The sequence below is a fragment of the Acidobacteriota bacterium genome (assembly GCA_040752915.1).
In the GTDB taxonomy this organism is placed as follows: domain Bacteria; phylum Acidobacteriota; class UBA4820; order UBA4820; family DSQY01; genus JBFLVU01.
In genome coordinates this window covers 75,110-90,422 of record JBFMHB010000001.1, presented here as the reverse complement: position 1 = coordinate 90,422, position 15,313 = coordinate 75,110, and the positions used below count along the sequence as shown (strand labels likewise).

The window sequence follows — 15,313 nt, the reverse complement described above, 5'->3', positions numbered from 1 at the left end:
ATGCCCGACCAGCCCCGCGCCGGTTGCCGCTCCTTCCTCTGGGAGCCCGCCTCGGATCCCCGGTTTCGAGAGAACGTGAGGGCCACCTTCGACCTCCCCGCCTCACCGGGGGGCATGGAGGAGCCTCCGGCCGCCTTGCGCGGGGAACTGCGGGCCGGTCTGGCCCGTGCGGGGATGAAGAGCCTCTTCTCCCACCAGGTCCGGGGGCTTCAGGGTCTCTTCGCCGGCCGGGATCTCATGGTCAGCACGCCCACCGCCAGCGGAAAGAGCCTCGTATATCAGCTCTACGCCCTCCACGCCTGGCTCGAGAATCCCGCGCGACGCTTTCTCTTCCTATACCCGTACAAAGCCCTCGCCCAGGACCAGTGCGCCAAGATCAACGACTTTGCGGAGACGCTCGGCATGACCGGGTTTCGGGCCGCGGTCTACGACGGGGACACGGGAAGCGCGCAACGGAAGGTCCTCCAAAAGGACCCGCCGCCCGTCCTCATCACGAATCCTGACATGCTCCACCTGGCGTTCCTGGCCTTCCGGGAGAATTGGGAGGGATGGTTCCGGCGCCTGGCTCTGGTGGTTCTCGACGAGGCGCACGTGTACCGTGGCATCTTCGGGGCCAACGTCCACCACCTTCTGTGGAGGTTGGGCCGCGTCCTGGACCGTGCGGGCGCCGACGCACGGTGGGTGGCCACCTCCGCCACGCTGTCCGATTCCGCCGGCTTTTTTCGAACCCTCACCGGGCGGGAGGCCCTCGTCCTGGAAGAGAGCGGGGCCCCGCGTCCCCCCCGCCGTCTTCACCTGCTCGCCACTGAAGGGAGCCCCTACACCCTGGCCGTGGAGGTCATGGACCGTCTTTTACGGGAGGGGAGGAGGACACTCACCTTCACCAAGGCCCGACGAGTCACCGAACTTCTGTATTCGTGGCTCTGCCAGAGAGACCGGTCCTACCGGAAGACGGTCTCCTCCTACCGCGCCGGATTCCTCCCCTCCGAAAGGAGGCGCATCGAGGCCGCCTTTTTCGACGGCTCCCTCCGAGGGGTTGTGAGCACCTCCGCCATGGAGGTGGGCATTGACGTGGGCGGGCTCGATGCGTGCGTCCTCGTGGGGTACCCAGGGTCCCTCGTCTCCCTTTTTCAGCGCATGGGCCGGGCGGGACGCGGGGGGGAAGAGGCGGCGGTCTTCCTCATCGCCATGCCCGACGCCTTGGACCAGTACTTCGTGACGCACCCGGACCGCCTGCTGAACCGGCCCCTGGAGGAGGCCGTTCTCGATCCCGAGAACCCCTTGCTCTGGCCTCCCCACTTCCTCTGCGCGGCGCGCGAGGCACCCCTGAGGGAGGAGGAGTTCGCCGCCGGGGGACTCCGCCGGCACGTCCTGGAGGACCTGGCTGAAGCGGGCGACCTCGTCCTGGATGCGGAGGGTACGTCCTGGCACACGCTCCATCGCTCGCCCCACCGCGACTTGAGCCTCAGGGGAATCGGAGAGAGTTACCGGATCGTCGATCCCTCGGGAAAGGCCATCGGAACGGTGGACGGAGTTCGAGTCCACCGGGAGTGCCACGTCGGAGCGGTGTACCTCCACCAGGGCCAGAGCTACGAAATCGTGGCCCTCTCGCACAAGGACTTGAAGGCGGTGGCCAAAATCTCCGATGCGGACTACTACACCGAGGCTCGGGGAGACAAGGAAACCGAAATCCTGGAGGTCCGGGATCGCCGGACGACGGGGCCGGCGGAGCTGTTCCTGGGGCGCCTCAAGGTCACGGAGCACATCACTTCGTACGTGAAGAAGAGCCTGAGTGGAGGGGAGACCCTGTCGGAACATCCCCTCCAAGCCCCCCCCATCGTCTTCGAGACCGAGGGATTCTGGGTGGTCCTTCCCCCCGGGTCGGAGCCCGCCGCGGCGGGGAGAGGTCTCCATTTCATGGGAGGCATCCACGCCTTCGAGCATGCCCTCATCGGCATCTTCCCCCTAAGGGCCCTTTCGGACCGGTGGGACCTCGGAGGCATATCCTACCCTCTTCACCCCCAGACGGGCGGACCCGCCGTATTTGTCTACGACGGGTATCCGGGCGGGGTGGGCCTGTGCAGAAAGGGGTTCGGCGTCTTCGAGGAACTCCTTCAGACGACCGCCGACCTCCTTCGGGATTGTCCTTGCGAAACCGGGTGCCCTGGGTGCATCCAATCGCCCAAGTGCGGGTCCGGCAACAAGCCGCTCGACAAGGAAGGGGCGCGTCTCGTCTGCTCCATCCTCCTGGGGAAGGAGGACCTGGATCCTGGGGAGGGACACCCCACCACGCCCCCCACCTCGGCCGGCGCGACAAGGCAGGGGAGCCCCCCTGGCCCAGCTCCCGGGCGACTGGTCTTCGATCTCGAAACCCAGCGCCTCGCCGCCGAAGTGGGCGGGTGGGGGCACATAGCGGCCATGCGCCTGGCCCTGGCGGTAACCTGGGACCTGGACCGAGACCGTTGGCGGACCTATTTCGAGGAAGAGGCCGACGCGCTCGTGGAAGACCTGCTCGCGGCGCCGCTGGTGGTGGGCTTCAATGTGGACGGATTCGACCTGGCGGTCCTCCAGCCCTACACGGAACAAGATCTTCACAAGGTCAAGACCCTGGACCTGTTGAAGGCTCTGAGGAAGAAGATGGGCTTCCGGGTTTCCCTCGCCTCCCTTGGAGAGGCCAACTTCGGCGAGGGCAAGAGCGCCGACGGCGTGCAGTCGGTGGCCTGGTTCAGGGAGGGCCGCTTCGACCTCATCGAAGCCTATTGCAGACAGGACGTCGCGCTGACGGGGCGCCTCTTCCTGAAGGGCCTTCAGGATGGGTACGTCCTCGTCCGCGACCGCTCCGGCAGCCTGCTCCGCATCCCCGTGAACGGATGGGGATTGGAGGACACGCGAATGACGCCCCCTTAGGCGTCCAGCGGCGGGGAAGGGCGGCAATCCAAGGGGATCTGAAGGACGAAAGTGGCCCCGCGGCCGCCGTTGTTCCGCCCGGTGAGCGATCCCCCGTGGATGTGAGCGTAGTGGCGGGCCAGGGTCAGCCCCAGGCCGGAACGTCCCTGCCGGGTCGTAAAGAAGGGCTCGAATATCCGCTCCATATCCGAGGTCGGGATTCCATGACCGCTGTCTTCGACGCGAAAGTGGACCTGCCCGTCCTTCACTCGCGCCTGGAGGTCCACCGGATCGCCGTCCGGGGAGGCGGCCAACGCATTGGCGACCACGTGGGATAGGGCCAGGGCGACCTTCTTGGGTGCCGCCCAGAAGGCAGGGGAAGGTTGGGGGAGATCCACGTGGACGTGCACCCGCGCGGCCTTCTCGGGTTCCTGGGAGCGCGCGTCCTGGACGGCCTGTTGCACGAGGGGGCCGAGGGAAATGGATTCAATCTCCTCGGGCGCCACCGAGAGGCTCAACTCCATCATGGTCCGCATGAGGCGGTCCAGACGCTGGACGTTCTCGTTCATCAGATCCGCGTGCCGTTCGCCTTCGGGCGAGGCCTGGATGAGCCGACGGAGGGCCGAAAGGTTCACCTGGATGGCGAAGAGAGGATTCCGGACCTCGTGAGCGAGTCCCTGGGCGATCTTGCCGAGGGCCTCGAGCTGCCGGGCGCGTGCTTCCAGCTGCGCCCGCCGCCTCTGGCCCGTAATGTCGATGAGGGTGCCCTCGAAGTAGGGCTCCTGGTCCGGCTCGCGCACCAGGACGGCGTTTTCCAGGATGCGGAAGAGGGCGCCGTCCTTGCGGCGAGTCCGCACTTCGTGGTCGGTGACGGCGCCGTCCTGAAGGAGCCTCGTCCGGAAGGCCTCGAAATCCTCCCTCCGGGCCGTGAACTGGTGATTCGAGGCGGCCACCGCTTCCTCCGGTGAGTCGAATCCGAAGAGGCGGGCAAAGGCCTGGTTGCACTCGATGAGGGAACCATCCAGGCGCGCCCGGTATACCCCGGCCAGGTTCCTTTCGAAGAGGAGGCGGTACCTCCTCTCCGAGTCCGCCAGCGCCCGCTCGACTTCGCGCCGGCGGGTCACGTCCCGGGCGATGGAGAGGATGGCGGGACGCCCCCGAAAGGAGATGACCGCCGCGTTGGCCTCGATGTGCAGAAGACGGCCGTCCTTTCGCCTGTGCGTCGTCTGGTAATCCAGATAGGCCCCCGCGGCCATGGTCCGCCGGATGGCGTCCTTCCCCCGAGGAACGTCCAGGGTGATCGTCTCCAGGGAAAGCCCCACCAGCTCTTCCCTGGAGAAGCCGTAGACTTCGACGGCGCGCTGGTTCGCGTCCAGGATGACCTCCGTGTCGGGATCGAAGATCAAGATGGGGTCGTGGGCGCACTCGAAGAGGTCGCGGAAGTAGCGTTCCGATTCTCGGAGGGCGTCCAGGGCCCGCCGCCGGTCGGTCACATCCACCGAAATGCCGCCGACGAGGGGGTTTCCACCGCGGACCTCTCCGAGGGGAAATTTGGCGCAGGAGAAGTACCGGATCTCGCCATCGAATTCCTGGGCTTCCTCCTGCCATTCAAGGAGGCGGCCCGCGAGGGCGTCTCGATCTTCTTCTTCGATCGGTTCCGCCAGGCTGGGCGGGAAGAGGTCCCTGGGAGTCCTGCCCAATACTTGTGACCTCTCCAGGTGCATGAGACGCTCCCATGCCTCGTTCACGTAGACGTACCTTCCTTCGGCGTCGCGGAGGAATGCGGGGCCCGGGATATGGTCCACGAAGGCGCGGAGGGCCTCCTGGGCCTCCTTGCGGTCGGTGATGTCGATGCTGATGCCCGCCACCCTCGGGGGGCGTCCTTCGCCGCAGGGAAGCGGGAATTTGGAGCAGAAGAAGTACCGGGTTCGACCGTTGATCTCTTCGGGCTCCTCCTCCCAGACCTGGACCCGGCCCGCCAGGGTCTGCGCGTCCTCCTCGAGGATTCGGTCAGCCACTTCACTGGGGAAGAGGTCCGCGGGCGTCTTCCCCAGGACCTCCTCGGCGCGCCGTCCGCTCAGGACCTCCCAGGCTTCGTTCACATATACGTAACGCCCGTCCGCGTCGCGAATGAAGACAACGCCGGGAACCCGGGCCAGGAAAGCCTGAAAGCACGCCTCGGATTCCTGAAGCGCCTTCTCGGCGCGCTTGCGCTCCGTGATGTCCACCGCGGTTCCGGACACGACCAAGCGATCCCTCGCGTCTCTTTCCAGTTTGGCGCTCACGAGGATCCAGAGGTTGGTGCCGTCCACCTTGCGGACGGCCATTTCGTGGCCTTCCACGGAACCGGAGGCGCGCAGAACGTCGAGGAAGGCCCGGCGCGCGTCGAGGTCGAAGTACCCTTCCCAGGCCGAGTGCTTTTTTACTTCCTCCGCCGAGGACAAGCCGAACATGCGTGCCAGGGCGTCGTTGCAGGCGAGGATCTCCCCTTCGACGGTGGTGGAGAAGACGCCCGCGAGGCTTCCTTCGAAGAGCTCGCGGTGGCGGCGCTCGGATTCCTTCAGCTCGGTCTGGGCTCGCTTGAGGACCGTGATGTCGAGAGCGATCCCGCCCACGAGGGGTCCGGTTCCGCCGGGCACGGGGATGGGAAAGACGGTCTCCGTCCAGAACTTGTACCCGTCCGGTCCCGGGAGGGCGAACTCCTGTCGGAGCACCCTGCGCTCCTCCAGGACCCTCCGGTCGAGATCGAGGAAGTCCCGGGCCACCACGTCCGGAAAGACCGCCGAAGGTGAGAGCCCCGAGACCTCCTCCGAAGAAAGGCCCGTTTCCCGGGACCAGCCACCGCTGGTCCAAACATAGCGGCCCTGAGGGTCCCGGATGAAGGCCATTCCGGGCAGGTGGTTCATGAACGCCGTGAAGCGCGCCTCCATCTCGCGCCGTGCCGCGAGCTGAGCCTCCAGCTTCTCGTTCAGTTCTCGGGCGTCGCGCACGGCCATCGCGATGTGCGCCTCCAGCCTTCGCTGGCGGTTCACGAGAAGGTACGCGGCGAGTCCTCCCGTCACCGAGAGGAGAAATCCGATGGCGAGGAAGGCCGCACGCTCGAGCCTGGCTCCCTCCGGCGGGTGTTCCGGCGAGGCGGGTGGGGTCTGGGCGTGGTGCCGTTCCACGCGAGGAGACAGGTACCCGACCCATAGGAGCCCGCAGGCTCCGAGGAGGAAGACGCCTGCCGCAAGGCCCGCCAAGGAGGCGGGGAGGCGTGACCCTCTGAAGTATCCTCGGAGTCCTGCTTTCATGGGTTCAGCCATCGACAGCCCCGTCCGGCGGTCCTACCGCCCCTTGGGCCGGAGAAGGAGTCTCCGGACCGTGCCATGTCCGCGCGTTCAGCTACACCTCGAGGAGTTGGAGGGACACGACCCCGGGGCGACCTTCCATGCAACCGTAGGCCATGGTGCACCGGGGAAGGGGGGATCCGTCGGCCAGGCGCCCCGCGAGAACCTGGCGAAGAGCGACCACCGTCCTTCCGGAGGCCCGAAGGCGGGAGAGAAAGCCGCGAAAGTCCTCGAGATAAGGGCCACCTTCCAGTTCGGCGGAGGCTCCGTAAACGGGCCAGGTTGAGGAGGCGGCCTCGTCCGCCAGGCGCGCGAAGGCCGAGGCCGGCGCCATGCCCTCCGACAGAAGGAGCTCCCGCGCCGTGGGCAGCGTGACCGGCACCTGCGGTGTCTGCAGCACCCGAGCCTGGATGACGGGCAGGAACGGGTCCGTGCCCCGGCAGTCCGATCCGAAAAGGAGATGAAGGCGGTCCTGGAGCCGGAGGCTTTCGTCGCTGCACATCCATCCGGGTGCGCCGATGGTGTGGGGCGGGGCGCCGAAGACCTGGATGAAGGCCTCCTCCCCGCGGGCAAGTTCCAGCGCGATCCGCTCCGGATCCATGTCCGCGACCCGCGCCTGCCACAGAAAGTGGTCCCACGGCATGGCGCCAGGTTCGTGGCCCGCGTCCCGCACGGCGACCGCGTTGATTCTGGCCGAAAGGGCCAGGGGAGGAGCCGAGAAGAGCCCCGATCCCGCGGTCCTCCACCCGTAGGCGCCGACAAGGCCGCTCCGCCAGGCCCTCCAAGCGAGGGAAGGCTCGGCCAGAAAGGCGCGCGCCGCGAGGTGGGCCCGGCACGGGCCAAACCCCATGTAGAAGGTCGCCCTAGCCCCCTCCTCCTCCAGAACGCGGAGCAGGAAGGGGAGGCGCTCCATTCCCGCGGCCGTGCGGACCTCCACCCGAAGGCCTGCGATGGGTCCAGGCGGGGCTTCTCCCGCGCGGGCCTTCAGGTCGGGGGCTTCCTTTCCCTCGGGGCCGACCGGGTGTTTGCGGATCTCGCTCAGGCGGGCCTCGTCGGGGAGTTCGTAGCGTCCCCGCCGCTTCGACTGGGGGCCCCTGAGTCCGAGCACGTTCTTGTACCAGGGCAAGGTCATTCCTCTCCTGGGGCATTGTAGCCCAGCGTCCCCGGGCGAGAAAGGTCAGGCGGCCCCGCGCGTGGAGAGGACGGCGGGAAGGGTCTTGGCGAGAATGACGAAATCCAGGGTCAGAGACCAGTGGTCGATGTACTGGAGGTCCAGCCGCATCCACGTGTCGAAGTCCAGTTCGCTCCGGCCGGAAATCTGCCACAGGCAAGTGATTCCAGGGCGCATGGACAGCCGCCTCCTCTGCCAGCGGGCATACTTGTCCACTTCCGACGGAATGGGCGGCCGGGGACCCACGAGGGACATGTCGCCAACCAGGACGTTCCAGAGCTGGGGAAGCTCATCCAGGGAGAACTTGCGGAGGAACCTGCCCACGGGGGTGACGCGGGGATCCTGGCGGATCTTGAAGACGGGGCCGTCGGCTTCGTTCAGGTGGGTGAGGTGGGCCTTCAGCTCCTCCGCGTTCTGCACCATGGTTCTGAATTTGTGGCACATGAAGCGGCGCCCGTGGAGGCCCACCCTTTCCTGGCTGAAGAGAACGGGTCCCCGGGAGGTGGCCTTGATGAGGGCGGCCACGACAACCAGAAGGGGCGACAGGACGAGGAGGCCCAGGGCCGAGGCGGCCAGGTCGAGGGTCCTCTTGAGGAAAAGGGCGATGTAGTTGTGGGGGATCGTCGTGAAGCGGAGTAGGGGAAGCTCCTCCAGACGCTCGAGGTGGACCTGGGCCACGAGGTGCGGGAAGAGGTTCGCGGCGACGAGCGTATCCACACCCTGGTCCTCGCACATGAGGAAGAGGTCCTCGAAGGCCCCAAGGCTCCCCGCGGTGACGCAGAAGATGACTCCGTCCACCACTTCGGCTTCGAGGAGGGCGGGGAGGGCGGTGACCTCGCCCAGGTTCTGAATGCCGAATCCGGTCATCTGGGAGACGTCTTCGACGGAGTCCACGCCCGGAACGCTCAGGAAGCCGCGGACCTGGACGCCGAGCTCCGGCCGTTCCTGGATCCGCCGGGCCAGGATCCTGGCCTGGGGGCCGGCTCCCACCAGGAGAACCCGCTTGACGTAGCGTCCCTTCTGAGCGGCTCTCCGGAACCAGAGGGCGGCGGCGTACCGGAGCGATGTGGAAAGAGCCATGAAGAGGAGCAGGAACGAGACCAGAAAGAGCCGGCTCAGAAAGGTCAGCTTGAGCAGGTAGGCCAGGGCGAGGGTCACCAGGAAGGCGGTGACCATGGCCCGCGCGTTGAGGAGGAACGCGGAGGTGAGGGGCAGGCTCGGGCTCAGGGCGTAGCCCTTCAGCGCGTACAGGCACCCCAGGATCACCAGGGAGGAGAGGAGAAAAACGGGGAGATAGTCGCCGAGCGGGAAAACGGGTCTTTGGGCAAGCGCCGAAATGAGGATTGGAAGCACGTCGCGGCGGAGAAGGTAGGCGCTCAGGAATGCCGCGGCGAGGGCGGCCAGATCAGACAGGGCGCACACGATGTTGAATTGGTACCGGTACGCCTTCAGCATGCCCCGATCCTCGAATGGGCCGATTCTAGCACAGGTTGGAGGGGAGTCGGGAAGTCGGAGAGGGCGGAATCAGGGCGCCGCGGGCGGTCCGGCCTCGAGGTCGAGGCGCGGGCCCGCAACCGCGACCCGGCAAACCCGATGGTCCGGCGTCTGCCCCGTCCAGACCGAGGCCTCCGAGGCCGGAGGCTCCCATCCAAGGGCCTCCGCAAGCCGCCGCGCCCCGGACCGGGCCGCCTGGGGCGTTTCGTATACGGCGGCCAGCCGGATGACCCACCCGGAGTCGGACGGGTAGTCCGCCGACACGGCCGTGGCCCGCCCGGCGGCCAGCAAGAGGATATCCGAATCCGCAAAAGGCAGCGACGCCTGGAGCCCCAGGCCCCCCCGCGCGATTCGCAGGGATCCTTCCTTGCGCCCGTCCTCAGGGATCCACGAAAGGCAGTCGGGGGCCGGTTCCGCGGGCGTGCCGGCCAGGGCGGCGCGCATGGAGCCAAGGAGGGCGGCCCGAGCCTCGCCGCCCGCGTCTCCGGTCGTCGCAACAAAATAAAAACGGCCCTTCACGGCACGAACCTGCGTCTTCCCCGCCGTGTTTCGCTCGGAGAGGGAGGGGTCGGGTGTCTCCCGGCCGCATTGCATGAGGTAGATTCCCAGGGCCGCCGCCGGATCCTGCATTTCGTACGATTCGAGGACCAGTTCGGCGTCGCCTGGGCTCTCGAAGCGCGAGACGGTGCAGGTCCGGAAACCCAGCTCCAGGAAGGTCTCGGCTCCCCCGTCGATGTGGTCGTAGAGCGCCTCACCGGAGAAGATCCGGGGGGACGCGGATCGAACCCAGCCCGCGGGGGGGGCGTCGCGGGGAGGGTTTTCCTGGGCAGGCGCACCGCAGAGGGACGGGATGGCCGCCGACAGGACGCTGGCGGCGAGCAGGAGCGCCTCGAGCGCCTGGGTCCGCCTCATGCCCGAACAACCTCAAGTTTGGCCGGATCCACCACGCCGAGCCCAAGCCTTTCGGCCTGCCTTAGGTAATCGGTGAACCGGGGAGCCTCGTTGACCTTGACCCCCATGGCCTTCCTCTTGGCCACCATCTCCCCATGGCAGACCGAGTCCAGGGCGAAGGGATCGGTGGCGAAGTAGAGCGTGTGGTGCGGGAACTGGAACTGCTCGTTTCCCATGGGCCCCCCATCGTACTGACCCCGGATTCCGTCGGCGATGTTGAGGACCAGCTTGTCCCGCACCCACGGGGCCGCCACGACCTCTGTGCACACCCTGAAAAACAGGGGTTGGTGGAGGCGCCCGGTGTTGCACGTGACCCCGTAGCCGAGGTTCTTGGTGGCGATGGATATGCCGTTCCCGGTATTCTTGAATACGGGTAGGTTGATGATCTTCGTCAGTTTCTGGGTTACGAGCTTTCCGAAGTAGCTGTACTCCCCGTCGAAGACGTGCTGGTTCAGGTAGGCGTCGTCGCTGCCGTACCCCGGGACCGATTTTCCCAGGACCCCTTTCGCGTAGTAGTAGGCCCCGAGGTCGAAGTTCTGGGCGCTGACATGCTCGCCCTTCTCGTTTTTCCAGGACTTTCCCTCCTCGGCGATGGTCTGCATGGCCTCGATCTGGACGCCCGGGAAGCGCTGGGGCGTGAAGCCGGCCTCCCGGAGCATGTCGTCAAACCTGTCCCAGATCACGATGTTTCTCCGCGGGAGGCCGCAGCGCTCCAGCCAGGCGATGACCGCCTCGACGAGTTCGGGTTTGGTGCTGATGAGCGGGGCTCCCACCGGGTTGACCTTGATGCCGACCACGTCCGATTTGGTGAAGAAGAGGTCGAAACTTTTCCGAAGGCGTTTCCCGGTGAGGCGGCAGATACCCGCCTCCACCATTTCGGCGACGACGGCCGGGTCCACCTTATCACCCCGGAGGCACTTCTCGTTGGAAAGGCGCACGACCTTCCCTGGAAAAGGACCCGGGATGGCATGGGGTCCCCTTGGGACCTTGAGAAAGTCCTCGAGGTTGGTCTCGATTTCCGCGGGGGGCGGCGGCTTGGGGGTCTCCTCTGCGTCGGCGGGGACGCCCAAGACGATTCCGCCCGTGACCGCCGCCGAGGCGGCGCCCAGGGATTTCAGGAAGAGGCGCCGGTCCACCCCGGCGTCGGAGGGAAGGCTGCGATACGGTCGACGGGCCATCGGAACCCCCTTTCAGCTATCTGCCAGTCTACACCCTCGGTGGATCCCCCTGGCGGGCGGGGCCATTTTCCCTCAAGCCGAGGAGGAAGCCGCGGCCGGTGGGAGGTCATCGGGCGCGGCTTCGGATCGTTCCAGGGAGAGGCGCCCTCCGAGGGCCAGGAGGAGCATGGCGGTCACCAAGACCCAGAAAGGCTCCAGGAGGACCAGAGGAGCGAGCAGGAAGAGGGGGATCCAGAGAAGGTTCCTCCCGGAGCGAGATTTCAGGACGACGCGGCGGGAAAAGACGGCCTGCCAGCCTGCAACGAGCCATCCGCGCACTTGAAGGCCGGAGACGCTGAACTCTTCCACCCGGGGCCGCCTGCCGTCCAAAACCGCCTCCCTGCGCCGAGCGACGGCGCGCGAGAATGGCTATACGCAAAGCCCCTCCGCAAGGTTGCCGGCGGGCCTCGAGGCCGAGCGCGAAACCGACCTCCGAAGGCGGGCGGTGGTGCGTCCAGATGAGGCGTTTCGCGCGAATGGAGTGCGTTTCCCCTGCGCGCTAAACCTGGAACTCCCTCCTCCCGTATCACCTTCAGCGGGGACAGAGAGGAGGCGGGGTATGAGGCTGGGACGATTCAGGTGGTTCGTTGCGGCGTGTCTGACTCTCTTGACCCTGCTTTTGGGGGCGCAGGAGGCGCCGGGTCCTTCGTTGGAGGTGGGGGAGCCTCATACGGGGCTTCTGGGTCCCGGGGAGGCACACCGGTTCGCGGCGGTCCTGGAGAAGGGAGAGTACGTAAAGGTTGTGGCCCTTCAGAAGGGTGTGGATTTGGTGTTGTCGGCCTTCGATCCCGATGGGGCCAGGATCGCTGAGGTGGACAGCCCCAATGGAGCTTTCGGCCCGGAGCCGTGGGAGGGGGAAATCCCCAAGTCGGGCCGATACGTGTTCCAGGTCTCGTCACCCGGCCCGAACCTCAAGCCCGGAGCCTACGAGATCAGGCTCACCCTCCGACTCTCGGCGGACCAGTACGCCTCCCACAAGATTCTCTCCCTTGAACCCGGCGTGCTGGAGCGATTCCGGGGCAACTTCGAGGTCGGCCCAGGGAGGGTCATCTTCGTGGGACCCATGGCCGGGATCTTCACGGCGGGCGGCAAGGACATCTTGTACTTCAGGGACTCTCAGACCCGTCGGACCGGTCCCCTGTACCCCGTTTCGGCCACCCGGTTCTTCAGCGGTCCCGACCTGGGGGAGCCCTATCCGCCGGAGGACGAATTCGCCTTCACCCTGAGCGCCGAGGGCGTCCCGGATTCTCTCGTCTGGACCCCCCGGGGCGGGTCACCCGTAAAGGCCAGGAAGGTGGACCCTTTCCGATACGAGCCCGTGGCCTTCGAGAGCGGCGGAGCGACGCTAAAGGGATACGTGCTCGTGCCCGAGGGGCGGGGACCTTTCCCGGCGGTCCTGCACGTCAACGGATCCCAGGGATCGCGGGCCGACGTGGGGCCCGCGGGGAATTTCTTCGTCCGGCAGGGCTTCCTCTTCATGGCCTTCGACAAGCGGGGAGCGGGCCAGTCCACGGGCCGGTGGCAGGAGGCGAGCCTCGAGGACCTGGCGGGAGATGTCCTGAGAGGACTGGAGGTCTTGAAATCTCGTCCGGACGTAAACCCGAGACGCATGGGCCTCTGGGGCGCGAGCCAGGGGGGTTGGGTGGCCGCCATCGCCGCATCCCGCTCGCCGGACGTGTCCTTTCTCGTCGTGCAATCGGGTTCGGGGGTCTCGGTGGTGGAGAACATGGCGCACGAATCCCGGTCCCAAATGGCGGGGGCGGGGCTCTCCGGCGCCGACCTCGAGGAGGGTTCGGCCCTGGTGGGAAGGCTCCTTGGGATGATGGCCGACGGCAAGCCGCACGAAGAGATCGCGGCGGTGGGTGCGGCCGCCGAGGGGAAGCCCTACGCTCCCTTCGCGGCGTTCGGGAAGCTGCCCCGAGACCACTACCTATGGAAATGGGTAAGGCTTTGCGGCCATACGGACTCCGCCGACGCGCTCCGCAAGGTCCGCTGCCCCGTCTTGTGGTTCCTGGGAGACCGGGACAGCCAGGTGCCCGCCGCCGTGAGCGAAAAGCGGATTCTGGATGCGCTGGCGGCCGCGGGTAACCCGGACTACACGGTCAAGGTGCTTTCTCCGGCCAACCACGGTCTCTTGGAATGCTCCACGGGGCTCTGGTCCGAGGTGAGGACTTGCAAGCGGTACGTGCCCGGCTACTGGGAGACCATGGCCGACTGGCTGAAGGGCCACACAGGCGGTCCGCGATAGGTTCGGGAAAGCGTTCGGGCCCGCCCCGAAGGGCGGGCCCTGCTCAGGGAGGGAAGGAGGGAGGGTTGCCGTTTCGCAATGCCTGGCGGACATTTCGTCCGCCCACACAGAGTAAGGCGGGCGACGTGGAAAATCGTCTAGGGAGGTCTTGAGAATGATGGAGCCAAAGTGCTTGATTTCGGCCCGACTCGCCGCGCGTCCGGTCATTGCGCTGGCCGCGGCGTTTCTCCTTGCCGTCACCCTCTCGTCCAAAGCTCAAGAGGTTGACTACGCCAAGAGGCTGGAGGGCTTCGACGCCTACATGGAGAAGACCCTGAAGGACTGGAACGCTCCGGCGGTCGCGGTGGGAGTGGTCGTGGGCGACAAGGTCGTTTTCGCAAAAGGCTACGGGTTCGCCGACGTGGGGAAGAAAGTGCCCATGAGCGCCCGGACCGTCTGCCCCATCGCCTCCAACACGAAGCTCTTCACCGCCGTGGCGGCGGGGCTCCTGGTGGAGGAAGGGAAGCTGGATTGGAACGAGCCCATACGGGAGAAAGTCCCGTCCATCCGATTCGCCAACGACGCCCTCAACAGCAGCGTGTCGCTGCGAGACATGCTGGCCCACCGGACGGGGATCACCCGCCACGACTTCATCTGGTATCGGGCGGACTTCACGAGAAAGGAACTCTTCGAACGGCTGAAGTTCATGGAGCCCAAGGAGCCCATCCGGACCACCTTCCTCTACAACAACATGATGTTCATGGCCGTGGGGTACGCCATCGAACTCCAGTCCGGGAAAACCTGGGAGGAGTTCGTCCGGACCCGGCTCTTCGAGCCATTGGGCATGACTTCTTCGGGATTCACGATCGAGGAATTGAAGAAGGCGCCCGACCACGGTGTCCCGTACACCGAGCGTCGGGAGAGCGACGAGCTGTACGAGATTCCCTACTACGAAGACACGGAGGGGATGGCCCCCTGCGGGGCCATCGTCTCGAACGTGGAAGACATGACCCGCTGGCTCATCGCCCTCATGAACGACGGCAAGTTCGAAGGCAGGCAGGTGATACCCGCCTCGGTTCTGAAGGAGACCCTTACCCCCGCGGTGGCCCTGCCCAACTCGGCGGGGCTGGCCCGCGGATGGTGGGAGCTCGTGAATTCCACCTACGGCATGGGTCGCAACGTGGCCGTGTATCGGGGAAAGCTGTACTCGTACCACGGGGGGGACATCAACGGATTCCACTCGCAGGTATCCATGATGCCCCAGGAAAAGATCGGCGTCGTGGTCCTGGAAATCGGGGACCATTGCGCCATGCTTCGCGATGCCGTGGGCTACAACGTCTACGAGCGCCTTCTGGGGATGGACCCGACCCCCTGGAGCGACCGGTACCTCGCTCTTTACAAGAAGGGGAAACAGGCGGGCAAGGAAGGCCGGGCCAAGGCCGGAGCCGACCGCGTTCCGAACGCCCCTCCCTCCCACGTCCTGAAGGACTATGCGGGAACCTATGAGCACCCGGCCTACGGCGAGATGCCCGTGACCTTCCAGGACGGGAAGCTGACCTTCGGGTTCCGAGCCATGAACCTTCCCCTCGAGCCTTACCACTACGAACGTTTCGACACGCCGGACCACGAGGAATTCGGGAAGTGGAGCCTCAACTTCCAGACGAACCCGCAGGGCGACGTGGACAAGGTGGTGGTGTCCCTGGACGAGAAGGAAGTCACCTTCGTTCGGCGGCCCGAGAGCCTTGACGAGAAGACCCTGGCGCTCATGGCCGGAACGTACGAAACCGCCACCGGGATGAAGTTCGAGGTGTTGCTCAAGGAGGGCGTCCTGTACCTGGCCTTCCCAGGCCGTCCCGCGGACCCGCTGGTCCACTACAAGGGAACGAAGTTCCGCCTGAAGGAGTACTCGGACCTGATCCTGGACTTCGTGATGGAAGGCGGGAAGGTGAAGGGCTTGAACCAGATTTCCGCCGACGGGCAGTTCATGATGTACAAGAAGTAGGGTCGTTCCATGCGAAAGGGGGGCCGGCCCCGGGGC

9 protein-coding genes are annotated in these 15,313 nt (G+C 66.3%); 3 read left to right on the top strand and 6 right to left on the bottom strand.

Going from position 1 to position 15,313, the window contains the following annotated elements:
• A complete protein-coding gene (locus AB1824_00380; protein ID MEW5763405.1) occupies window positions 1-2,907 on the top strand; it encodes a DEAD/DEAH box helicase in 2,907 nt (968 codons plus the stop codon).
• Here the strand turns inward: AB1824_00380 and AB1824_00375 are convergent.
• From AB1824_00375 to AB1824_00350, 6 genes are all read right to left on the bottom strand, one after another.
• Complete coding sequence (locus AB1824_00375) at window positions 2,904-6,179, bottom strand: PAS domain S-box protein (protein MEW5763404.1); 3,276 nt, start codon at window positions 6,177-6,179, stop codon at window positions 2,904-2,906. The genes AB1824_00380 and AB1824_00375 overlap by 4 nt on opposite strands.
• A gap of 91 nt (window positions 6,180-6,270) precedes the next feature.
• Window positions 6,271-7,347: a hypothetical protein gene (locus tag AB1824_00370; GenBank protein ID MEW5763403.1), complete on the bottom strand. Its 1,077-nt coding sequence runs from the start codon at window positions 7,345-7,347 to the stop codon at window positions 6,271-6,273.
• Between the two features lie 45 nt (window positions 7,348-7,392).
• The gene (locus AB1824_00365) at window positions 7,393-8,841 is read right to left on the bottom strand and encodes a sugar transferase (GenBank protein ID MEW5763402.1); all 1,449 of its coding nucleotides are present in this window, start codon (window positions 8,839-8,841) and stop codon (window positions 7,393-7,395) included.
• A gap of 69 nt (window positions 8,842-8,910) precedes the next feature.
• Window positions 8,911-9,792 carry a DUF6599 family protein gene (locus tag AB1824_00360; GenBank protein ID MEW5763401.1) on the bottom strand — a complete coding sequence of 294 codons (882 nt, stop codon included), beginning with the start codon at window positions 9,790-9,792 and terminating at the stop codon, window positions 8,911-8,913.
• Complete coding sequence (locus tag AB1824_00355) at window positions 9,789-11,009, bottom strand: DUF362 domain-containing protein (GenBank protein ID MEW5763400.1); 1,221 nt, start codon at window positions 11,007-11,009, stop codon at window positions 9,789-9,791. The genes AB1824_00360 and AB1824_00355 overlap by 4 nt, the downstream gene beginning before the upstream one ends.
• A gap of 72 nt (window positions 11,010-11,081) precedes the next feature.
• Window positions 11,082-11,378: a hypothetical protein gene (locus AB1824_00350; GenBank protein MEW5763399.1), complete on the bottom strand. Its 297-nt coding sequence runs from the start codon at window positions 11,376-11,378 to the stop codon at window positions 11,082-11,084.
• A gap of 229 nt (window positions 11,379-11,607) precedes the next feature.
• Between AB1824_00350 and AB1824_00345 the strand changes: the two genes are divergently transcribed.
• Both AB1824_00345 and AB1824_00340 read left to right on the top strand, forming a co-directional pair.
• Window positions 11,608-13,296: a prolyl oligopeptidase family serine peptidase gene (locus AB1824_00345; GenBank protein ID MEW5763398.1), complete on the top strand. Its 1,689-nt coding sequence runs from the start codon at window positions 11,608-11,610 to the stop codon at window positions 13,294-13,296.
• A gap of 154 nt (window positions 13,297-13,450) precedes the next feature.
• Window positions 13,451-15,277 (top strand): serine hydrolase, encoded by a 1,827-nt coding sequence (locus tag AB1824_00340; GenBank protein MEW5763397.1) that lies wholly within the window; start codon window positions 13,451-13,453, stop codon window positions 15,275-15,277.
• The last annotated feature ends 36 nt before the right edge of the window (window positions 15,278-15,313 follow it).

What these genes read in the sequence shown, in the direction of transcription:
- AB1824_00375 (MEW5763404.1), bottom strand. Translation starts at nt 6,179, where the DNA reads ATGAAAGCAGGACTCCGAGGATACTTCAGAGGGTCACGCCTCCCCGCC.
- AB1824_00380 (MEW5763405.1), top strand. Translation starts at nt 1, where the DNA reads ATGCCCGACCAGCCCCGCGCCGGTTGCCGCTCCTTCCTCTGGGAGCCC.
- AB1824_00345 (MEW5763398.1), top strand. Translation starts at nt 11,608, where the DNA reads ATGAGGCTGGGACGATTCAGGTGGTTCGTTGCGGCGTGTCTGACTCTC.
- AB1824_00340 (MEW5763397.1), top strand. Translation starts at nt 13,451, where the DNA reads ATGATGGAGCCAAAGTGCTTGATTTCGGCCCGACTCGCCGCGCGTCCG.
- AB1824_00360 (MEW5763401.1), bottom strand. Translation starts at nt 9,792, where the DNA reads ATGAGGCGGACCCAGGCGCTCGAGGCGCTCCTGCTCGCCGCCAGCGTC.
- AB1824_00355 (MEW5763400.1), bottom strand. Translation starts at nt 11,009, where the DNA reads ATGGCCCGTCGACCGTATCGCAGCCTTCCCTCCGACGCCGGGGTGGAC.
- AB1824_00365 (MEW5763402.1), bottom strand. Translation starts at nt 8,841, where the DNA reads ATGCTGAAGGCGTACCGGTACCAATTCAACATCGTGTGCGCCCTGTCT.
- AB1824_00370 (MEW5763403.1), bottom strand. Translation starts at nt 7,347, where the DNA reads ATGACCTTGCCCTGGTACAAGAACGTGCTCGGACTCAGGGGCCCCCAG.